General features: G+C 32.6%; 25 protein-coding genes and 1 pseudogene. 11 read left to right on the forward strand and 15 right to left on the reverse strand.

All coding sequences use genetic code 11. The annotated features are described in order from the left end of the window. Position 1 precedes the first annotated feature (1 nt). A complete protein-coding gene (locus tag GKR88_14720) occupies positions 2-1,030 on the reverse strand; it encodes a hypothetical protein (GenBank protein QMU65413.1) in 1,029 nt (342 codons plus the stop codon). Between the two features lie 216 nt (positions 1,031-1,246). Between GKR88_14720 and GKR88_14725 the strand changes: the two genes are divergently transcribed. The 3 genes from GKR88_14725 to GKR88_14735 all read left to right on the forward strand — a co-directional run bounded on the left by GKR88_14725 (position 1,247) and on the right by GKR88_14735 (position 3,075). Continuing rightward, complete coding sequence (locus tag GKR88_14725) at positions 1,247-1,492, forward strand: hypothetical protein (GenBank protein QMU65414.1); 246 nt, start codon at positions 1,247-1,249, stop codon at positions 1,490-1,492. Further along, positions 1,482-1,784: a type II toxin-antitoxin system RelE/ParE family toxin gene (locus GKR88_14730; protein QMU65415.1), complete on the forward strand. Its 303-nt coding sequence runs from the start codon at positions 1,482-1,484 to the stop codon at positions 1,782-1,784. Before GKR88_14725 ends, GKR88_14730 begins: the two co-directional genes overlap by 11 nt. Positions 1,785-1,909: 125 nt before the next feature. Beyond that, a protein-coding gene (locus GKR88_14735; protein QMU65416.1) for an IS3 family transposase occupies positions 1,910-3,075 on the forward strand; the annotation gives its coding sequence in 2 pieces (ribosomal slippage) (positions 1,910-2,174 and positions 2,174-3,075; 1,167 coding nt in all). Positions 3,076-3,215: 140 nt separating this feature from the next. Here GKR88_14735 and GKR88_14740 read toward each other — a convergent pair. The 7 genes from GKR88_14740 to GKR88_14770 all read right to left on the reverse strand — a co-directional run bounded on the left by GKR88_14740 (position 3,216) and on the right by GKR88_14770 (position 7,700). Then, the gene (locus GKR88_14740; protein QMU65417.1) at positions 3,216-3,731 is read right to left on the reverse strand and encodes an IS3 family transposase; all 516 of its coding nucleotides are present in this window, start codon (positions 3,729-3,731) and stop codon (positions 3,216-3,218) included. Then, on the reverse strand, positions 3,728-4,081 hold the full coding sequence (locus GKR88_14745; GenBank protein ID QMU65418.1) for an IS3 family transposase: 354 nt from the start codon (positions 4,079-4,081) through the stop codon (positions 3,728-3,730). The genes GKR88_14740 and GKR88_14745 overlap by 4 nt, the downstream gene beginning before the upstream one ends. 333 nt (positions 4,082-4,414) lie before the next feature. Beyond that, positions 4,415-4,645 carry a hypothetical protein gene (locus tag GKR88_14750; GenBank protein QMU65419.1) on the reverse strand — a complete coding sequence of 77 codons (231 nt, stop codon included), beginning with the start codon at positions 4,643-4,645 and terminating at the stop codon, positions 4,415-4,417. A gap of 5 nt (positions 4,646-4,650) precedes the next feature. Next, positions 4,651-4,779 (reverse strand): hypothetical protein, encoded by a 129-nt coding sequence (locus tag GKR88_14755; GenBank protein QMU66739.1) that lies wholly within the window; start codon positions 4,777-4,779, stop codon positions 4,651-4,653. An 84-nt stretch (positions 4,780-4,863) separates the two neighbouring features. Continuing rightward, the gene (locus tag GKR88_14760; protein ID QMU65420.1) at positions 4,864-5,790 is read right to left on the reverse strand and encodes a hypothetical protein; all 927 of its coding nucleotides are present in this window, start codon (positions 5,788-5,790) and stop codon (positions 4,864-4,866) included. A gap of 7 nt (positions 5,791-5,797) precedes the next feature. Further along, positions 5,798-6,121, reverse strand: coding sequence for a hypothetical protein (locus tag GKR88_14765; GenBank protein QMU65421.1), 324 nt, complete (start codon positions 6,119-6,121; stop codon positions 5,798-5,800). A 25-nt stretch (positions 6,122-6,146) separates the two neighbouring features. Beyond that, positions 6,147-7,700 carry a hypothetical protein gene (locus GKR88_14770; protein QMU65422.1) on the reverse strand — a complete coding sequence of 518 codons (1,554 nt, stop codon included), beginning with the start codon at positions 7,698-7,700 and terminating at the stop codon, positions 6,147-6,149. A 202-nt stretch (positions 7,701-7,902) separates the two neighbouring features. On the opposite strand from GKR88_14770, the gene GKR88_14775 reads away from it, so the two are divergent. From GKR88_14775 to GKR88_14805, 7 genes are all read left to right on the forward strand, one after another. Further along, complete coding sequence (locus tag GKR88_14775; GenBank protein ID QMU66740.1) at positions 7,903-8,799, forward strand: IS982 family transposase; 897 nt, start codon at positions 7,903-7,905, stop codon at positions 8,797-8,799. Between the two features lie 275 nt (positions 8,800-9,074). Then, entirely contained in the window at positions 9,075-10,244 is a 1,170-nt protein-coding gene (locus GKR88_14780; GenBank protein QMU65423.1) for a hypothetical protein, read from the forward strand. A 110-nt stretch (positions 10,245-10,354) separates the two neighbouring features. Further along, positions 10,355-11,515, forward strand: coding sequence for an IS4 family transposase (locus tag GKR88_14785; protein ID QMU65424.1), 1,161 nt, complete (start codon positions 10,355-10,357; stop codon positions 11,513-11,515). Further along, positions 11,506-12,117 (forward strand): hypothetical protein, encoded by a 612-nt coding sequence (locus GKR88_14790; GenBank protein QMU65425.1) that lies wholly within the window; start codon positions 11,506-11,508, stop codon positions 12,115-12,117. The genes GKR88_14785 and GKR88_14790 overlap by 10 nt, the downstream gene beginning before the upstream one ends. A gap of 458 nt (positions 12,118-12,575) precedes the next feature. Then, entirely contained in the window at positions 12,576-13,376 is an 801-nt protein-coding gene (locus tag GKR88_14795) for an ion transporter (protein ID QMU66741.1), read from the forward strand. Beyond that, positions 13,377-14,276: a tRNA (adenosine(37)-N6)-dimethylallyltransferase MiaA gene (miaA, locus tag GKR88_14800; GenBank protein ID QMU65426.1), complete on the forward strand. Its 900-nt coding sequence runs from the start codon at positions 13,377-13,379 to the stop codon at positions 14,274-14,276. A gap of 69 nt (positions 14,277-14,345) precedes the next feature. Beyond that, complete coding sequence (locus tag GKR88_14805; GenBank protein ID QMU65427.1) at positions 14,346-14,861, forward strand: OmpH family outer membrane protein; 516 nt, start codon at positions 14,346-14,348, stop codon at positions 14,859-14,861. 316 nt (positions 14,862-15,177) lie between these two features. Here GKR88_14805 and GKR88_14810 read toward each other — a convergent pair. From GKR88_14810 to GKR88_14835, 6 genes and pseudogenes are all read right to left on the reverse strand, one after another. Next, positions 15,178-16,090: pseudogene (locus GKR88_14810) on the reverse strand (pyridoxal-phosphate dependent enzyme). A 397-nt stretch (positions 16,091-16,487) separates the two neighbouring features. Continuing rightward, positions 16,488-16,796 carry a helix-turn-helix domain-containing protein gene (locus GKR88_14815; GenBank protein QMU65428.1) on the reverse strand — a complete coding sequence of 103 codons (309 nt, stop codon included), beginning with the start codon at positions 16,794-16,796 and terminating at the stop codon, positions 16,488-16,490. A gap of 4 nt (positions 16,797-16,800) precedes the next feature. After that, positions 16,801-17,142, reverse strand: coding sequence for a type II toxin-antitoxin system RelE/ParE family toxin (locus GKR88_14820; protein ID QMU65429.1), 342 nt, complete (start codon positions 17,140-17,142; stop codon positions 16,801-16,803). Positions 17,143-17,252: 110 nt separating this feature from the next. Then, complete coding sequence (locus GKR88_14825; GenBank protein ID QMU65430.1) at positions 17,253-18,110, reverse strand: IS3 family transposase; 858 nt, start codon at positions 18,108-18,110, stop codon at positions 17,253-17,255. Further along, the gene (locus GKR88_14830) at positions 18,110-18,481 is read right to left on the reverse strand and encodes a transposase (protein QMU65431.1); all 372 of its coding nucleotides are present in this window, start codon (positions 18,479-18,481) and stop codon (positions 18,110-18,112) included. The genes GKR88_14825 and GKR88_14830 overlap by 1 nt, the downstream gene beginning before the upstream one ends. Positions 18,482-18,673: 192 nt before the next feature. Next, positions 18,674-18,865 carry a type I addiction module toxin, SymE family gene (locus tag GKR88_14835; protein QMU65432.1) on the reverse strand — a complete coding sequence of 64 codons (192 nt, stop codon included), beginning with the start codon at positions 18,863-18,865 and terminating at the stop codon, positions 18,674-18,676. A 59-nt stretch (positions 18,866-18,924) separates the two neighbouring features. On the opposite strand from GKR88_14835, the gene GKR88_14840 reads away from it, so the two are divergent. Continuing rightward, a complete protein-coding gene (locus GKR88_14840; protein ID QMU65433.1) occupies positions 18,925-19,143 on the forward strand; it encodes a helix-turn-helix domain-containing protein in 219 nt (72 codons plus the stop codon). 327 nt (positions 19,144-19,470) lie between these two features. Here GKR88_14840 and GKR88_14845 read toward each other — a convergent pair whose 3' ends face one another. Then, positions 19,471-20,133 carry a hypothetical protein gene (locus GKR88_14845; protein ID QMU65434.1) on the reverse strand — a complete coding sequence of 221 codons (663 nt, stop codon included), beginning with the start codon at positions 20,131-20,133 and terminating at the stop codon, positions 19,471-19,473. Position 20,134: the final 1 nt, after the last annotated feature.

Below are 20,134 nucleotides of genomic sequence, written 5' to 3' on the forward strand. Positions count from 1 at the left end.
ATTAAAATACATTATTATCAACTATACTCTTTGCCATTCTTTCTCCTCCTGTAAATGGGACAGATCCTTTTTTCTTACCATTCCACCAATTAATATGAGCTTGACCAGTTTCTTTATCAATATCTATTCTATAACCCCTTTTTCCATCAGTGGATACCTTACCGTTTACTTTTCCTTCAAATGGCCCTTTTCTACCTATGTAATTAACTGCATCATCTCCTAAATCTCCAACCACATCACCTATAACAGTTTTTGCATCTTTGAATGAACCTGTTTTAGTTATTGTAAAGATTTCTTTGCTATTTTCGCTTAGTTTTCCAGTTACTTTTATTAAATCAGCTACTTCATCCGAGTATTTCAGTAACTTAGCTCCATCTCCAAAGTAAGCAAATATACCAAAAGCTGTTAATCCAGCATTTAAATAATCTCCCTCGGCAGCATATACCCCTGCATGTGCAAGATCAATAATTCCTGTCGGGTCAATGGTTCCTGTAGCATCGGCAACTACATGTCCCAGATCTCCGGTAGCCTCTGCCATTTGACTTAGACCGGATGTTATTTGAGTAACCATTTGTTGCCTGGCACTTTCAGAATCAAAACTCGGATCAGGAGTACTCATTTTTTGCATTAAACTCTCGTTATGAGCCTGTTGAACTTTTCTAACTCCTCCATTAAACTTCTCTGTGGTTTTTTGAACTCCTTGTGAAAAAGTAATAGCAGCACTGGTAGCTATTTCAGTAAATAGTTGAAGCTCTTTACCTTCCAGTTCGATTCCCAGTCCAAGTTTGTTCTCAGAAAATGCATAGGTTGAGTTATAAGCATAATCTTCCGCTATGGGGTCTATACTCCAAAAACGTGCATATGTTGCATCATAAAAGCGATACTTAAATTCATGTACATTCAACCCTAACTCATCATGGAACTCTTGACCTTGATATGTTTTATACTTCTGCGCCACATGATTCCCATTGGAACTAACTACATTATTATACCCTTTATGAAGCAGTCCAAACGGATAGTACCACCCCACCTTTTTTGAGGGCTTTTACTCTTTTTTTACCAATGCCTCACTTTTTCTAGCTGGCTATTTCAATGAACTTCTAATTCCAATACTAAAATAATTCTTTGTGTTTTACCTACCTAATTTTTTAGCTATAATTTCTGTTTGGAATATTTTTTGTGATACTAAAACCAAATAACTTATGTTATAATTTGTGTATATTTGTTAATAGTAATACCAATTATTATGAGTACGGTAGAATTAAGAAATAAAATAATAGAACAGTTTAATCAGTTCATTCAAGATGATTCAAAACTCTTAGCTTTGGATGGTGTTTTCGATTCGCTTACTACAACAGATTCCCAATCATTAGTTTCTGAGGAGCATTATAAAATTGTTGAGGAACGCCGTCGTAAATGGCAAGCGGGAGAAACTAAAGGACGTAGCTGGGATGAAGTAAAACTTCAGCTAAAGAAAAAATATGGGTTCTAAAAAACTCGAACTTACTATTGACCCAGAAGCACAGATTGAAATTGACAAGGCTATTGAAAATTACGAAAAAGCTAGAGAAGGTTTAGGAGAAGAATTTTACTACTATCTTGATGGATACTTTGAGGTACTAAGAGAAGATAATGTTTTCTTTAACATAAAAAGAAAACCTGCTTTTCGAGAATTACCTTTAAAACGTTTTCCTTATGTAATTATCTATGAGCATACAAAAACTGAAATTTATGTGTTTTCTGTTTTTAATACTAACCAAGACCCAGCAAAGAAAAGACACTAATTTTCTGAATTATTACTTCTTTCAGCTAAATATTTTAGTCCTAAACCTAATATAAGTAAAACTGGAGTTGCTACATTTATTAGCACAAAGAGTTAAGCTTATTTTTATCTAAATAACTTAACAAAATGAAACGAAGAAAATACAGTAAAGAGTTTAAAATTAAAGCAGTAGAATTGAGTAATGTACGAGGTAATACCAAAGAGATTGCTATCGAGTTGGGTATCAGTGGATATCTTATTTACAGATGGCGTAGAGAATTAGAGCAGTGTCCTGATATAGCTTTCAGCGGTAATGGAGTCAAACAGCTAACAGAAGATCAAAAAGAGTTAGAGCGTTTACATAAACAACTCAAGGATGTTACCATGGAAAGAGATATCTTAAAAAAGTCCGTGAGCATTTTCTCCAAGAGCGATCGGAAGTATTGAAATTTATCAAAGACCACAGTAGAGAATATCCGGTTGGGAAGATGTGTAAAGTTTTTAAAATTAGCAAGAATAGTTATTACAGGAGTAGGAATTATATTCCATCAGATAGAGATGGAGAAAATCGTATGTTACTTTCTGAGATTCACCGTATCTGTGAGCGAAGTAAATCGACTTATGGAAGTCCTAGAATTACAGAGGAACTCAAAGCTAAAGGGTTTAAGGTATCTAGACCCGGAGTAGCTCGATTGATGAAAAAACATGGGATTAAGGCTGTTCGTAAAAAGAAATTTGTTGTCACAACAGATTCTAAGCATCAATATCCGGTAGCTGATAATGTATTGTATAGAGATTTTAAAGCTACCGCAGCTGCACAGAAATGGGTCTCTGATATTACCTATCTCAAAACAGCACAAGGATGGTTGTACTTAACGGTAATTATTGACCTCTTTGATCGTAAAGTCATCGGTTGGTCTTTGAGCAATGGACTCAAAGCAAGTCAAACTATCATTGCTGCATGGAGGATGGCTGTAAACAACAGAATGCCTTGTAAAGGTATGATTTTTCATTCTGATCGGGGAGTGCAATATGCATGTCATGCATTTGTTAATATCCTTAAAAGTTATCATGTAACACCCAGTATGAGTAGAAAAGGAAACTGTTGGGATAATGCAGTAGCAGAATCTTTTTTTAAAACAATTAAAACAGAACTAATAATCAACAATAAGTTTATATCTAAGAAAAGTCTTCAAATTAAAGTCTTTGAATACATAGAAACTTGGTACAACAGGTACAGAAGACATTCTGCAATTGGATACAAAAATATCATTGAATTTGAAAAATTATATCCAATCAAAAATGTAGCTTAACTTTTTGTATATAATTCCCCCATTGATAGGACAGATTTTATTAAAACTTAAATGAGATAATGATGTTGAAAGAGGGGGGTCCGGGAGGAGACTGATAACTCTCATTTTTTGTGAATAACTCCCCAAAGTATCATCATACCTCATGCTGCTATTTTTAGGGTTTGTTGATAAATGGTTTGAGGATGTTGATTACCGATACTTTGATGTATTCTTTGTGTATTGTAATACTCGAAATACTCCTTTAAACCTCTATAACATTCTCTACCGTCACTAGCTGGAAACAAATATACATGTTCGTATTTGACACTACGCCATAATCGTTCAATGAAAATATTATCAATAGCTCTTCCTTTACCATCCATACTGAGCTTGATGGCTCTATCAGGATGAGTTACCCAATCGCAGAACTCATAGGCAGTAAACTGACTCCCCTTATCTGTATTGAGAATCTCTGGTTTTCCATGTTTTTCAATAGCCTCTTGTAAGGTTTCTCTGCACCGGTTACTTGTCATCGTGTTGGATAATGACCAACCCACTACATAACGACTGTAAAGGTCTATAATAGCACATAAATACAAATACCCTCCCTGAACTGGAATGTAGGTAATATCCATTGCCCACACTTGATTGGAATGTCTAATCTTTAACTTACTCAACAGGTACTTATAGATTCTATGCAAAGCCCTTTACCTCTTTTGGAAGTATTAGGATTGGGGCCAACGGCAGACAACCCCATGAGTCTGTAAAGGCGTTCTATGCGCTTTTTGTTGATCTTATAACCCTTATCCATATTGAGCCAAGTAGTTATACGAGGAACTCCAAGCCATGGGTGAAGCAGATGCTCCTCATCTATCAATCTCATGATCTCCAGATTCAATGAACTCTCTCCCTTTGGAATGTAATACACACTACTACGATGAATTTGTAATAAATCACATTGCTTTACAATAGACAGCTTACTTGCCTTGTCAACCTGTTCTTTACGCTGTTTTGAACTCTTATTCATGACAAGGCTTTCTTTAAAAAATCAATCTCCATCTTTTGCTGACCGATCTTCTTTAAATAACGATCTTCTTTCTCTTATGACTCTGTTTTTGAATCCTTTACCGGACGATCAAATACAGCTTGACCATTCTTTAAAAATTGAGCCTTCCAATTGGTAATTTGGGTTGGATGGATATCATATTTACGAACCCAACTCTTGAATCGTATAACGCTCGCTCAAGGATTCTAAAAACACCTTGAATTTAAACTCTGATGTGAATCTTCTTCTACTCATGATACAGTAAATTTATAATTAAAAATCTAACTTAAATTACTGTCCGATTTTTGGGGGAAATTATAGCCCTCCTGCCTGTTTGGCAATATTCTGTACGGGCCGGTCCAGACCGTCGTAATACACAATAGTCTCTGTTTTTTGGTCATTGACTATTGTGGCTCCATTTGTTGCATGCGTATTTCCGTCTGTAGTCTCTACTTTATAAGCGGTATTTTTAATATAATTTTCTGTGCTGGTTTGTGTCCATACTGTCACGGGTATAAACGATAAGATATAGATTAGTCTTTTCATAATTTTTAGTTTTTGTAGTTATATTCATTTTTACTTAAAATATTACCTTCATTATCTTTTATATGTTCCAACCTGTTAAAATTGTCATAGGTATAATACATGGTTTCTCCTCTTGTGTCTGTAATACTTGTTATTTCCTATTAAAGGATCGTAGGTATAGGTGGTAATGCGGGCTTTTGACAATTCAGGTACATTTCTTAGATTATCCAAAGCGTTTCTCAAAGCTCCTTCTTTTCCAGTATAGCCAAATGTCCGATCATTATCCTGATCTGATAAATTGTGTAGATTTGGAATATAACGGCAATATCATCATAACTTGCCACATTTTCTATTTTAGCGATTACTTTGCTTTGTTTATACCCCCAAATAAGAATAGTATGCATTTCGCCTTTTACATGATACATCTCAGGATTACCTAAGTTATCATACCTGTCATAAAGAAGTCTTTCTGTTAACCTGCCATCAATGGTAAGCTCATTTACATTTTCGACTACTGCCGATGAAAAACTTAATACTTCTCCGTTGGTATTTTCTAATTTATAATATTTTGACATATTGATTTTTCCTGACAATTTGTTATATGATATGATTTCGGAAGAAAGCACTTTGCTCCCGTTAGATTTATTTACCTCTATAGGATAGCTAAGCATATTTTTATCTGCCATATCTTTGTAGACATTACTAACCGGGCCCTCATACTGAAAATCAGGATCAGAAATGGTTTGTTCTAATGCAAAATCTTTGGGATATTTATATGTAATAATAAATGGTTCATTTGATGAATCTCTTGTAGTAACTTCTGAAACTAAAAAATCGTCATTGTACTTATATTCTACTTGAGTGTCCATCGTTAGTCCGTTATCAAAATATGAAGTCGTTGTCTCCTTTATAACCTCATAATCCATATAAAAGAGCTTATATGCATTTCCATAAGTATCTGTATAATCTCCACATAATGCCAGTTGTGTGTATTCAAAAGCTCTTACATACTTATTTACATGGGGAGTTTGATTTATATCTAGATATTCTCGAACGGTTCTCGCTTTTAAAACCTCATTTGAGTTCCTTTTTTGAACCTCAATAAGTTTCCCTCTTAAAAAACTTCTATCGCTACCTTTATTAAATATGGATTGTTCAACATTCAATGTTCCTTCATACAGCTACGTCAGGAAAATTATTGTAGTTAGAATATTTATATGTCGTACTACTATTATCGGTATATTTTTCTGTTATAGTATCATAACTTATATGACTTCCATTTATACTTGACAGCGGAACTAAACTATTTATATCAAAAACATAAGATTCTCCTATACTGTTTCCTCCGTTCCAATAAGGAATGAAAGAAGTGAAATCGTGCATCAATATCCCTCCCTCATAATGAAATGTTATTATTTCAGGGGTTGAGTAGCCGTTATTTTTTTCTATACGTTTAACCCTGGTTCCTCCAATGGGTGTCGATATATTATAGGGCATAAGTTCCTTATTGTTATCTACTTTTTTATTGCTCTATGTGCTTCATATTCAAAAGAAGTAAATCCTTTAGTCGGATAGATAATTTTTTTAACATTCCAATTATGGCGAAGTTTTCATTAGAAGCCCTTGAGGAGTCGTGTTCAGAAAAATGATCATCAGGAGGGCTCTGACCTAAAGCCCATGTCCACCCCTCATAATTCATGGAGCGTACAATATATTCCTGGCCATTATAAAACCCCCATTTATCAATTTTTTTGGATAAATAATTTGGCAGTTCATTAAATCTGTCGTATTCAAAAGAATACATCGTTTGTATCTGATTTGCTTCAATATTATTGTGTATAGCCTTCAGATTCAATCTCAAATTATTACCTATTGTGTGATATTCTAAACCTATCGAACGCACCAATTTGTCGTTGTAATTATAGATTTTTATTTGATCTAATTTCTTCCACTCCATATCATCATGTGTAAAATGATTTTCAAAAGGTTTCTTATTTATGTTGGTAATTTCAAATTCAATACGATTTCCACTATACGTTTGAATATTTTTTAAATATACAGGGTAAATTCTGGTAGTTCTAAAATTGTCTCCATGTGTTCTATCATAGGTTATTGTATAAGCTACTCCATTTTCCGATAAACATGAACCTATTTTAAAACTATTATTTCTATAGACATGGATAATTGGCTCAACTCTTTCATACTCAAAATTATATAGTGTAATACCCTTACTATTCATGACACTGGATAAATACCAAGTACTTGGTCTTTCTATAAACTTTGCACGTAAAATAGTTTCCGGTATTGGTAAGGAATATTCAATATGATCATTCGTGCTCCCAAAGATATATTGATTCCCTTTTTCGTCGGTAATTATAATTTTTCCTATATCATTTCTTACATCGCTTGACGGCTCGTTGGGTGTACCGTCAAATCGATCCTGAAATAGATTAGGAGTTACTCTTTCATAGGTTTTTATTTTTAATTTTGAATTCGATTGCACTCTCCAATTACCATTATTATCAAGAAAAAATTTACCGGTAATTCCCATGAAGTTAAATGTAAAGATATCCGGTTCTAAATCCATATTGTGGTACGGATTGGGTGTATCAACTAAATTAGATTCATGAACCAAATCAGTCAAGGAGTTAGTTGTACTCCAATTCGTGTTATTTAAGCGATGTCCGGCATATTTAAACCCTTTACGTGAGTATTGATAGTTATGTATACCCCAGTTAAAATTATAATTAAGTACATCTACTTTATCTCTAATACTCCTTGTAATTACCCCACCGGCATTCAAAGACCAATTTTGCCCTACCCAACTTGCAACTGAGTTAACTCTTATTCCCCCGGAATCATAATTCAAATAGATTTCTAAGGGAATTTCTCTTTCATTAATAGTATATAGAGGAATAGCTACATTAGTAGAGCCGTTATAATGACTTACAGGAATATCGCCATATTTGCCCAAGCTGGAAGCAGTAGGGCTCTTAACATCCAATGGAGGGTTTACCAATTGAGAAAAAGATATTTTGTAAGAAAAAAGGATGAGTAGTACGAGTATTTTTTTCATATTAATTGAATTTTGCTTTTTAATTATGTACTGATATTAGTGATCTAAACTTAAAAAGTACATCAAACTTATGTAGCCTTAGATATTAATAACCTGAGTTCGACCAAAGAAAAGTGATTTTTTACCAAAGAAAAAGCAGATTATTTAGTATATTAAAGTATTGAAATTCAATATTCTAAAATAATTTCTGCTTATGGTTTCTATAGATAAAGTTACTGATATTTTTTGTTCCATTGATGATTTTTGTCAAGTTTTTGAACCAGCTTTACAAAAAAGGCTCATTTCTGAAGGAAAAAAGAAAAGAAAACGAGTTTTTACAATGTCGACCAGTGAAATTTTAACCATAACTGTACTGTTCCATACTAGCGGTATTAGAACTTTCAAACATTTCTACCTTTTTTATCTTCAAAAGCATCTAACAAAAGAGTTTCCTAATACTGTTTCCTATAATCGCTTTGTAGAATTGATGCAATCTAACATGCTTCCTTTAATAATCTATATGAAAACTTGTTGTTTGGGACAATGTACAGGTATTTCATTTATAGATTCTACGCCTTTGAGAGTTTGCAACAAAAAGAGGATTAGAAACAATAAAGTATTCAAAGGTCTTGCAACTACAGGGAAGTCTACTATGGGGTGGTTTCACGGTTTCAAACTTCATATTTTAATCAATGATAAAGGCGAACTTCTCAACTTTATTATTACTCAAGCCAATGTCGATGACAGAACTCCTATTAAGGAACATAATTTTCTCAAAGAAATAGTTGGAAGTTTATATGACGATAAAGGCTATATCTCTAAGGAAATTACTCAAATGCTTTTTGATGACGGATTACATTTAGTAACTAGCATTAAGAACAATATGAAAAATATGCTAATCACAATGCGTGATAAAATACTTTTGAGAAAACGTTCTGTTATAGAAACCATTAATGATCAACTTAAAAATATAAGTCAAGCAGAACATTCCAGGCATAGAAGTTTTGGAAATTTCATAACAAACCTAGTCGCAAGTCTTATTGCTTATTCTTTTCAAGAAAAGAAACCAGCTATCAAATTTGACAATCAAAATTCTACACAATTAGAACTCTTTTGCTAAATTCTTACGTCGAACTCAGGTTAATAAGTATTATATCTTAAGATACGTTAAAAATTAGAACTTCTTTTTGATGTTTTTGTTTTTTAATCTTGTAGAGTTATAAGACAAGCAGATGATACCAAAGAGGATAATAGATCAATTTAAAAGTTTTTTTGCATCAACAGATTTAGTATACAAAGCATAGAAAGAAAGACGAATATTTGTTTCTTAAAGAATTTTATACTAAAATTGTAAAAGCAGAAAACGCATACATAGAATTAGAAAAGAATTAGACTATGAAAAAAATAGCACTATTAGTACTAATACACATAACTGCCTGTTATTTTGCACAAAGAAAGTCAACAAAAACAGGAAGAGCTACCTTAGCTGAACTCAATATGAAAAGCTATGAGAAAGACTCCACAGCAAGAGCACTGGTTTTGTACGAACATGCCAACTTGTATATGGAGACAAAGAAATACGATTTTCAAACGGATTTTTATTTTAGAAAGAAAATTTTCACCAAAGAAGGAACGGATGTGGCAACTGTTAAAGTTATAACTTATGGTAAAGAAAGAATCAAAGATATTCTTGCTGTTACTTATAACCTGAGAGAAAATGGCAGTGTCGAAAAAACCTATCTTCAGAAAAAAGATATTTTTAAAAATCAGTTGAATGAAAAATATACCGAAACCAGTTTTACATTGCCAAATGTTAAAGAAGGGTCGGTTATTGAATATGTATATAGTCTGATATCTCCCTATCCTAGCCTTGATGATTTGTATTTTCAATCCGATATCCCAAAATTGCAAAGTGATTATGACTCGGCTATTATAGGTAATTATAAATACAATGCCAGGATTATAGGAAACCCAAGGCTGACAAAAGACAATCCTTCCGTACTAAAAAAATGTATTTATATAGAAGGAATCGGCCAGGCTGCTTGTGCGGTAAGATCTTTTAGCATGACAGATATTCCTGCATTTAAGGAAGAAGATTATATGCTGAGCAAAAAAAATTATATTTCAAGAGTTGCTTTTGATTACGTTTCTTATACGGATCTTAGAGGAGGGGTGAGGCACTATTTAAATGATTGGGCAGCAGCAGACAAATCATTAAAAAACGATTTTTTAAAAAATCAATCCAATAAGAAAAACTTTTTTAAAAAGCGACTTCCCGAAAGTGTATTGCAGATTAGTAATCCGTTGGAAAAAGCAAAAGCAATTTACAGCTATATCCAGGAAAACTATACCTGGAATGGAAAAAAACGGTCTTCTAAAAACAACAAGATGCGAGCTGTTTTTGAAGAAAAATCAGGAAGTGTTTACGATATCAACTTAGTACTGTATAACAGCTTACAAGCTGCTGAAATAGAAAGCTATATAGCCATGGTTTCTACCAGAAATAACGGATTGCCTACAAAGTTGTATCCGATTATAGCTGATTTTAATTATTTAATTGTTTAGTACATGACAAAAAATATAATTAATTGATTATCAGTAAATTAAATGTTAAATAATTAAAATAAAGCATTGATTTTCAGTATATTAGAAGAATAACATCACTCATTTTTCTAATGAAAAAAACCAATGCTTCCACTAAAAGTAGTGAATTAAATTCAGTTTTAAGTTCTCATTTCCAAGGTAAGATCAATTTGGCAAGAATCAAACTCATATCACATTTCATTATCGCCCTCTGTAAGGTACAGACAGTTACCTTTGAAAAGGTAGCCAACGCTTTTGAGACCTCAGTAGATTCGAAGTCATCACTCAGACGTATTCAAAGATTTATTGCTGATTATTCGTTGGATGGAGATTTGATCGCTCGTCTTATATTTAGTCTCCTTCCTAAGCAAGAGGGATTGATCTTGAGTATTGATAGGACCAATTGGAAGTTTGGTCAGACCAACATCAACATTTTTATGTTGGGAGTTGTCTATAAAGGTGTTGCCTTCCCATTTATTACACGCTTATTAATTGACGGTGCCGTGTTGGGAGTTGTCTATAAAGGTGTTGCCTTCCCATTGTTATTTACTATGTTAGATAAGCCAGGGAACTCTAACAGTCAGGAGCGTATTGATCTTGTGAATCGTTTCATAAGACTTTTTGGCAAAGATGTTATTAAATCCATTGTAGCCGATAGAGAGTTTGTAGGTAATCATTGGTTGGATTTCTTGAATACAAATGGAATCAAATATTATATCCGCATTCGAAACAACTTTAAGGTAGAGCTTCCTGATAAGAACAAAACCATCAAAGTATTTCACTTGTTTAATCCACATAAGATCAATGAGTTTGTGTATTATCCTAAAATTGTACGTGTTAATGGTCAGCTTTGTTTCCTTTCCGGATGCAAGTTGTACCCAAAAAATGGAAAGCCTGATTTCTTAATCATTGTATCGTTCAACGCTCCTGATAAGGCCTTTGAACAATACAAAGAACGATGGCAGATAGAGATGTGTTTTAAAGCAATGAAAGCCAGTGGCTTTGATATTGAAAACACACACCTGCAAGATATTAAGCGTATTGAAAAATTAGTACTGCTTGTAATGATGGCTTTCGTATGGTGTTACAAAGTTGGTATATATTTACATCAGATTAAGCCTATCAAAATAAAAAAGCATGGAAGAATGGCTAAAAGCATATTCAAATATGGATTAGATTATATCGCTTCTGTGCTATTAAACCCTGTAAATCAAAACAATATGAACTTGACTAAATTTTTGTCATGTACTTAGATTTAATTGTTAAAGTTATTGTAGACGGAAATGCTTATTTTTTAGACGCTACGGATAAATTTTTGCCTTTTGGACTGGTTCCCTTTAAATGTTTGAACGGGGAAGCGCGTATCATGGATTTTAAAAACGGCAGTTTCTGGGAAAAAATTTACCCGGCTAAAAGATCGTTTATAAATACCAAAGTCAAATTTACTTTAAACGAAAATGATGAGCTGGTAGGAGATTTGACAATAAGAAAAGGCGGATATGACGGATTACGACAAAGAAAGAAAAGACATGAAGTGAAAGAAGAAAAAATTCTGGAAGGATTTGAATCTGAAAATGTAGATTTGGAGGTGGAGGCATATAAGCAAATTGATTTTGAAAAACCGGATATTCCCACCGAAGAAGTATATAGTGTGCTATTTGAACCTGATGCTGTTGGTGCCGGTACCTTAAGAATGAATCCGTTTCTAATTGATAGGTTTACCGTCAATCCTTTTAAATTGGAAGAAAGGTTATATCCTGTTGATTACGGATATGAACGAAAATATACATATGCCTTTTCTTTTGAAATTCCCGAGAATTACGAAATAAAAAGGTACCTGAAAGTAAATCTCTGACACTACCGAATGACGGAGGGTTTTTTGCATTCAAAGCGAGGTACAGCCCTTATAAAATAACCTTCTATTTTAATTGTCTGATAAAAAAAGTATTATTTTCAAATGTAGAATATCACTATTTAAAAGAATTTTATAATGAAATCATAAAAATTCAGAGCTCTTTTATTGAATTAAAAAAAATATAGTGCGGTTGAAAGGTTGTAAAGTATAAAAGTTTAAAGTGTGAAAGTGAAAAGATACAAGATGCGGTAAAGCAGTATTTTATATAAATTTCAAATTTCATCACTAAAAATACTCGACATAGGCTAGGGCTATGCCTGTGTTTTTTAACTCGAACTTTGAAATTTTCCTTACACCATCTTTAGGCCATTTTAGTATTCTTTTTGGTATAAAAAAATAATTGTAGTATTGTAGCAATATTCAATTCGACGTTTTTGAATTCAAAAGAAACATCAGGTATTTCCTGGAGACATAAACTCCATGAAGTGATTTATGAAGCAGACACAAGAGCCGGCAAACTCTTTGACGTTGTATTGTTGATAGCGATATTAACGAGTATTCTTTTTGTGATGCTGGAAAGTGTGGTACCTATACAAAAAAAATACGGATATTTATTAAATATTGCCGAATGGGTTATTACCGTATTATTTTCTGTCGAGTATTTTTTAAGAATTATTTCCATAAAAAATCCCATTAGATATGTTTTTAGTTTTTATGGTATTATAGACCTACTTTCCATATTACCTAAATACTTGTCAATTATACTGGTAGGCTCACAAAATCTGGCTGCTCTGAGAGCTTTGCGTTTATTGAGAGTTTTTAGAATATTGAAGCTAGGGAGATATATAGGGGAGTCTAACAGGTTATTAGTTGCACTAAGAGCCAGTAGAGCTAAAATAGCTGTATTTCTGTTTTTTATCGTTATTATGTGTATTATCCTGGGTACGGTCATGTATATGATAGAAGGTTCAGAAAACGGATTTACGAGTATTCCCAGAAGTGTATATTGGTCAATCGTTACTTTAACTACCGTAGGATATGGAGATATCGCACCTCAAACCCCTTTGGGTCAGTTAGTTGCAAGTATTATTATGATTTTGGGATATGCCATTATAGCCATTCCAACAGGGATTGTTAGTTCGGAAATGACTAAAACCGTTATCGATACCAATACACAAGCCTGTCCTCATTGTTTGGCATCTCATCATAAAAAAGAAGCTGTGTTTTGTCATAAGTGTGGAGGTAAATTAAATGAGTAAATGGCTACATTGATTACTGTTGTCGGGCCTACGGGTATTGGTAAAACTGCATTGAGTATACAACTTGCTCGTTATTTTAATACTGAAATTATCTCTTGTGACTCAAGACAATTTTATAGAGAAATGCCTATTGGAACTGCTGTCCCCGATGATAAAGAAAGGGCCTCAATACCACACCATTTTATACAAAGCAGAAGTATTACGGAGGCGTATAATGTAGGCCGGTTTGAAAAAGATGCTTTGACAACATTAACCACACTATTTAAAAAATATAAGATTGTCATTATGGTTGGCGGAAGTGGTTTATATGTTGATGCAGTACTGAAGGGTTTAGATCATTTTCCGGACGTAGACAAAACAATAAGAAAAAAATTAATAGCTGATTTACATAAATTTGGAATTGAACATCTGCAAGATCAGTTACGGAAATTAGACAGAATTTCTTATAAAACTATTGCAATAGATAACCCTCAAAGACTCATTAGAGCATTGGAAGTATGCTTATCTACCGGGTTGCCTTATACCACTTTCAAAAGCAAACCGAAAGAACCCAGACCTTTTACCTCTGTAAAAATCGGATTGACTGCCGACAGAGAAATCATATATCGTAGAATCAACGAACGTGTTACAAAGATGATGGAAAACGGACTACTTGAAGAGGTAAAGCAATTATTGCCCTATAGAAAATTAAATGCACTGCAAACAGTGGGATATAAAGAACTTTTTTTGTACTTGGAAGGCAAAACTTCTTTGGAAGAAGCCATATCCGAAATAAAAAAAAATACCAGAAGGTTTGCAAAAAGACAGCTCACCTGGTTTAGAAAAGATACGTCTGTTATTTGGTTTGATTATTTGACCGATCCCGATGAGATTAGTAGTAAAATAGCAGCAAAACTTTAACGCTTTTATATGATAGGTAACCTTTTATAAATCAATCCCTTTTTTATCTTTGCCCAAAATGTAATAATTATGAAATTAAAATTAACACTTGCGGCTATTTTATTTGGATTAGTAGTAAAAGCTCAAACAAAAACAGGAACGGTTAATAGCGAACTTATTATCGGGCTAATGCCGGAAACGAAAAAGGTAATTGCACTCATACAGGATTATGGTAAACGATTAGACTCTTCTTTTCAAGTTAAGTATAAAGAATATCAAGACAAGGTTACCGTTTTTGAAAAAAACCAGGAAGATTATACAGATAATTTAAAAGCATTGAAGTATCAGGAATTGGCTAATATGGAGGAGGAGTTACAAAAAAACAGAAAAAACGGAAATCAATTGATGGAGATAAAACGCAATGAAGTGATGAGACCTTTGTATAAAAAATTAAGAGATGTCATTGCTGAAATAAGTACAGCAGAAGGCTATACTCAAATATTGACTACGACCGGTAATGAATTTGCTTATATTGACAAAAAATTTGATATTACTCAAAAAGTGATGAATAAAATGGGGCTCAAACTTCCTCAAGCTGATGAATAGGTAGTATTTGTATTTTTTATACCGGTTATTTCAAGTGATAAATGGTATTATTATCAAATTTAAACCTATTAAACTTCGTTCTCAAACGGTACACAATGCCAATCAAACAAAAAAAGTGAAAAGTAAGGCAAAAGTCCTTGTTTTTAATGATTCTAAAAATAAGAATCCCTAAAAACGAAAAATTAGCTGCTTGTAAGCCATCTAAATTTTTAGAAAACATAACTTAAAAAAGCAAACTTCTTTAAATGAACTTAAAACGAACCTCTATTTTTGAGAACTAAGAGTTGTGCAACAGCTACCCTTGTTGTATGCCGTTTTATTCATATAAATCACCTTGTAGATATTTGATACCCGTATCACAAACGACTGTTACAATTTTTTTTCCCTTTCCAATTTCTTTTGCACGTTTTAATGCTGCCCAAACATTTGCACCTGACGTTGCCCCACCAAAAATCCCTTCTTTTTTCGCTAAGGCATTTGCTGTTTTATAAGCGTCTTCATCTTTTACTGATATTACTTCATCTATAAGGTCTTTTGCGTAAAATAGATGGAACAAAAGATAGTCCAATCCCTTCTAGCTTGTGAGTCCCACTTGTATCTCCACCTGATATGTTTCTAACGTAATAAGGTTCAACTCCTATTATTTTCATGTTTGGGATTTGTGCTTTTAATATTTCAGAATTTCCAGAAATACAACCGCCCCCACCAACGGCCATTACAAATTCATCAATATCATTCCCAAGCTCATTCAATATTTCATTTCCCATAGGATGATAACCAAGCTTATTATCGAGATTATTGATTTGATTAACCCAAAAAGTATTTGGTTCTTTAATTATTTCCTTGGCCCTTGCAATCATCCTGTTGATTATATCGGCAGTTAGTATTCCATCTTTTGCAGGTATGATTTCTACCGTTGCTCCAAACGCACGCATTGTTTGTAATTTCTCTTCTGCAAATCCGTTTGAAGAAACAAAGTGTGCTTTATATCCTTTTCTGGCGCATACCATAGCTAATGAACTTCCCGTACTTCCTCCAGTATATTCTACTACTGTCATACACTTGTGCAACTCACCTCTTTTTTCAGCCCCTTCTATCATTGAAAGTGCCATTCGGTCCTTCATACTTCCAGTAAGATTAGCCCCTTCGAATTTGATATAGATATCTGCACTATTTGAATCCGTAAGATTTTGAAGTCTAATTAATGGAGTGTTTCCTATTCCTTTCATTATTAGTTTCTTTTCAATGGCATACAACGGCAGTTTGTCTCAAAAGTAGCACAAATTTCTTTTGTATTTATAATAATAGGCTATTTTTGAGTAAACATGCTCATTTGAAAAAAGAAGTTTCATTTTTATAACTGCTTTCAAAATTTGTTTGTATCTGTTTTTAATGGTCAAAACCAAACATAAGACAGGTCTTAAAAACAGATGTAATGGTTGTTTTAGGGCAGCTATTAGTGCTTTTATACTAATAATTGTTTATCATTCTTTTTAAGTTGTACGCAATAGCTGTCAACCCACCTTAAAATCATCATCATGAACTAAACAAAAAAAGAAATATTATCTTTGAAGAACTGGGCTAGTGCTTTTCATAGGATACGTTGTTGTGCAGTCGGCTTTCAATTCAGTATGCTAATTTTTGTTCATTTAACTCAACATCAAACTTAACTTTCGCTCCTAAAACTTTAAATACTTTCATTATTGTTGAAAATCTTGCGTCAGTCGTGCTATTCTCAATTTTTGAAATTTGAGCTTTCTTAACTCCAACTAACTCTCCGAGTTGTTCTTGGGTTAGATTCCTCTGTTTTCGTGCTTTTTTGATTTCATACCCAAGAAGGTCAAGCCGCAGTTCATTTTCAAATTCCTCACGCTCTTTAGTCCCTTTTTTTCCTATGTATTGGTCAGTTAATTCTTCTAATCGGTATGTTCTCATTTCTTTATGTTTTGTCTTTAAAATACTGTGTTCTTATTCGCTCCGCTTTTTCAATCTCTCCTTTAGGGGTTTTGTCAGTCTTTTTTATGATTCCGTGTGTTGAAATAACAATAGTATTTTCTTTATTTGTTTTATCCCAAAATGCAAAAAGTCGATAATAAGTTCGGTTGAATTTTGTCCTAAATTCCCAAATCTCACCTTTTAATTTTTTGAAGAGTTCTTTATCGTTCGTACTTCTTGCCTTCCAAATGTTGTAAATAATTTTCTTACGACTCTTTTCATCCAAGTTATCCAAAAACTGTTTAGCCTCTTTTAGTAACTCGACTCGGAATTTTAGGTCACTCATTCAAATCTTTTTTCAAAGATAACTATTTCTTATTTAGGAAACAAATCGTTTTTGAAGTTCGATTTTTAGCTGTCTCGTCCTAAAATAGGGCTACAGTTAATTATTAAAATTTATGCTACATTTTTGTGCACGTAATTAGGTGTTTTATAATCTAAAGATAAATGTAATCTTTTATTATTATATAATTTGATTGCATTTTTTGTTGCTTTTTTGGCGTGATTGATATTTGTAAATGTTTGGTCGAGGAAGAATTCATCTTTTAAAATTCCGTTAACTCTTTCGGCCATTGCGTTTTCGTAGCAATGATTTTCTTGGGTCATACTGATTTGTATCTTTTTTCTTTTCAAAATTTGAGTATAAACATTGCTACAATATTGTATTCCTCTATCAGAATGATGTATGATTTCTTCGGTATTTTTAGTTTGATAAATAGCTTTATTTAAAGCTCTAACACAGCCTTTAAGTTCTAAACTATCACTAATATCATAGCCTACTATTTTTCTTGAATACATATCAGTAATAAGTGCTAAATAACAAAATCCATTTATAGTTCTTATATAGGTAATATCCGAAGCCCAAACTTGGTTAGGTCTATTAATGATCAGGTCTTTTATGATATTTTTATATTTATAAAAACGATGGTAAGAGTTGGTTGTTTTAGAAGAATATTTTTTCCTTCTAATTAACAAATTATTTTCTTTTAAGATTCTAAATAACTGGTCTCTACCTATATTTATATTCTGTTTCCTAAAATCATTATGTAAGGATTTCATTAGCTTTCTAGTACCTTCTCTGGGTAATGTTTTCCTGCTTTTTTTAACAAGCATTATTACATTTTGTTCTATTTGTTTTTTAAGAACAAACCTTTTTTGATATTTGTAATAAGCATCTCTTTTTAACTCGAAAGCATTACAAATAGTAGCGATGGCGTACCTTCTTTTTTTTCTATTAATCGGTGCTATTTTCATTAAGGCTTTATGTTTAAGTTTTTTTTTAATTCTTCAACATTTTTATAGCCAAGATTTTCAGCAGCTACTTCAAGATAACTATCATTCACAAGTTTATCTAGATCCTTTTTAATAAGAAGATCTTTGAGTTGTTTTAGCTCTTTTTGAAGGGCTTTAATACGGGATAATTCGTCGTCTGTTTGCACGGTTACACGGGTGTTCATTAAATCTTTACGGTCATATTTTTTAATCCATACGTTTATCGTACTAGATTGTATGCCGTAAGTTAAGGCAATTTGTCTTTTGGAATGGTTTCCTTTGGTAAGTTCTGCTAATACTTTGAGTTTAAAACTCTCACTATAACGTCTTACATATCCATCATTTTTATACATATACTTGTTGTTTTTTGTATACATATTTCAGGACGGGTCAAAATTACACACAACGATTTAGTATATGAAAAGTAGCGGACTTAAAAGCACTGACTTTTCAATTTATACCTAATGCTAAATTTACAAAACTAACTTTAAATGAAGCACTTAAACCGCTATTTTTTATATACCGTGTTGGGCGTATGTTACTTTTCATTCGTTTTTGTCAGTTAGTGTAATAGTCAGTTTATTTTTTTGTTGGTCAATCTCAATTTCTTTTCCGATTTCAAATCCAAGTTCTCTCAACCATTTTCCTTCAAGTCGAATTTCAGGAACAACAGCATATTTACTCCATTCGCGAGATTGGTATTTTTGATAAATTTTTAGCTTTCTAAATCGACTCATTAAAAACTTGTTCGTTATGACGAACACAATATATAAATAATTTATCTAAATTCGGTATAGTGAACACAAAAGAATTAAAATATTTTAAAAAATTAGGTGCTAAAATCAAGCAATTAAGAGAAGAAAAAGAGATTGACCAAAAGTCTTTTGCTTTTGATTGTGGAATTGGAAGAACTCAATTGTATATGATTGAAAACGGAAAAACGAATCCTCGTTTGTTTACTTTGATGAAAATTGCTGATGGATTAGAAATTTCGGTTTCTGTACTTCTAAAATAGCTCAATTTTACTGTATTACTTTAGATGTATGATTCCACTTTATTTGATAACCAACAGATTTTATCATTTTATTGCCAATTGCGCCCAACGGTCTTGTGTATGAGTAGTAGCGGATTTCTACTCACAAATCTTTCAGTTTGGCACTGACCTTTGTTTTATGTTTATACTTTTGTTTTATCACTTAAACCGCTATTACTTATACACCGTGTTAGCACAAGTATTTAGAAATATTTTCGTTTGACCTCATTCAGTTCACTTGAAGTTGGATTTAAACTACCTCTATATTTAAATAGCTTTCCTTTTCCATTACATATTTTACATTTAACTTTATAAGTAACTGTTTCTTTTTTTTCCATAACACCCTGTACAAGTTTTTAATGTACCTCCACTTAACCCACCATAACCATTGGAAGTAATTTTTGTATATCCTAAATTACCCACACCCCAGCAGGTTTGACAAGTCCTTGTTCCAGTTTTAGTTACTTTTCCACTTGAACAGTAATTAGTACATCTTACATAAGAGCAGTCCTCACTTATCTTTTTTAGTCTCTCTTTTTTTACTCTTTCTTTTTCTAACCTTGCTACTCTTTCTCTTTCTTTTATTTTTCTTTGTTCCGCCAATCTGATCGCTTCTTTGTTTTGTTCTTCGACAGATTTTTCTATCCTCACAAAATAGCTTAAAGTCTCATTTTTGATTTTTTTAGTAGCATTCTTTTGATGCTCATTAATGAATAGATTTAAAGCTATTTCAGCTTTTTTAAATTTTCCATCATTGTAAAAAGCCTTAATCTTTAAATTAAGAGTCCTAGCATTAGGAGCACCTAATTCTCGTTCTGCTTTTTCTACATATTCAATAGCTTGAGTATAATTATTTTGATTGAATTGTTTTTCTGCTTCAACAAAATAAAGCTTTGCTTTTGTGTTCTCATCTAATTGCGAATAAGAATTAAAACTAATTAGAGATAATAATAGTATTAAAAATGCTCTCATT

It is taken from the genome of Flavobacteriaceae bacterium, from assembly GCA_014075215.1.
Lineage (GTDB): Bacteria > Bacteroidota > Bacteroidia > Flavobacteriales > Flavobacteriaceae > Polaribacter.

Bases quoted from the DNA above. Each gene is read 5' to 3' on its own strand.
- GKR88_14725 (QMU65414.1), top strand. From the start codon at position 1,247: ATGAGTACGGTAGAATTAAGAAATAAAATAATAGAACAGTTTAATCAG.
- GKR88_14730 (QMU65415.1), top strand. From the start codon at position 1,482: ATGGGTTCTAAAAAACTCGAACTTACTATTGACCCAGAAGCACAGATT.
- GKR88_14745 (QMU65418.1), bottom strand. From the start codon at position 4,081: ATGAATAAGAGTTCAAAACAGCGTAAAGAACAGGTTGACAAGGCAAGT.
- GKR88_14750 (QMU65419.1), bottom strand. From the start codon at position 4,645: ATGAAAAGACTAATCTATATCTTATCGTTTATACCCGTGACAGTATGG.
- GKR88_14765 (QMU65421.1), bottom strand. From the start codon at position 6,121: ATGCCCTATAATATATCGACACCCATTGGAGGAACCAGGGTTAAACGT.
- GKR88_14770 (QMU65422.1), bottom strand. From the start codon at position 7,700: ATGAAAAAAATACTCGTACTACTCATCCTTTTTTCTTACAAAATATCT.
- GKR88_14780 (QMU65423.1), top strand. From the start codon at position 9,075: ATGAAAAAAATAGCACTATTAGTACTAATACACATAACTGCCTGTTAT.
- GKR88_14785 (QMU65424.1), top strand. From the start codon at position 10,355: ATGAAAAAAACCAATGCTTCCACTAAAAGTAGTGAATTAAATTCAGTT.
- GKR88_14790 (QMU65425.1), top strand. From the start codon at position 11,506: ATGTACTTAGATTTAATTGTTAAAGTTATTGTAGACGGAAATGCTTAT.
- miaA (QMU65426.1), top strand. From the start codon at position 13,377: ATGGCTACATTGATTACTGTTGTCGGGCCTACGGGTATTGGTAAAACT.
- GKR88_14805 (QMU65427.1), top strand. From the start codon at position 14,346: ATGAAATTAAAATTAACACTTGCGGCTATTTTATTTGGATTAGTAGTA.
- GKR88_14815 (QMU65428.1), bottom strand. From the start codon at position 16,796: ATGAGAACATACCGATTAGAAGAATTAACTGACCAATACATAGGAAAA.
- GKR88_14820 (QMU65429.1), bottom strand. From the start codon at position 17,142: ATGAGTGACCTAAAATTCCGAGTCGAGTTACTAAAAGAGGCTAAACAG.
- GKR88_14825 (QMU65430.1), bottom strand. From the start codon at position 18,110: ATGAAAATAGCACCGATTAATAGAAAAAAAAGAAGGTACGCCATCGCT.
- GKR88_14830 (QMU65431.1), bottom strand. From the start codon at position 18,481: ATGTATAAAAATGATGGATATGTAAGACGTTATAGTGAGAGTTTTAAA.
- GKR88_14835 (QMU65432.1), bottom strand. From the start codon at position 18,865: ATGAGTCGATTTAGAAAGCTAAAAATTTATCAAAAATACCAATCTCGC.
- GKR88_14845 (QMU65434.1), bottom strand. From the start codon at position 20,133: ATGAGAGCATTTTTAATACTATTATTATCTCTAATTAGTTTTAATTCT.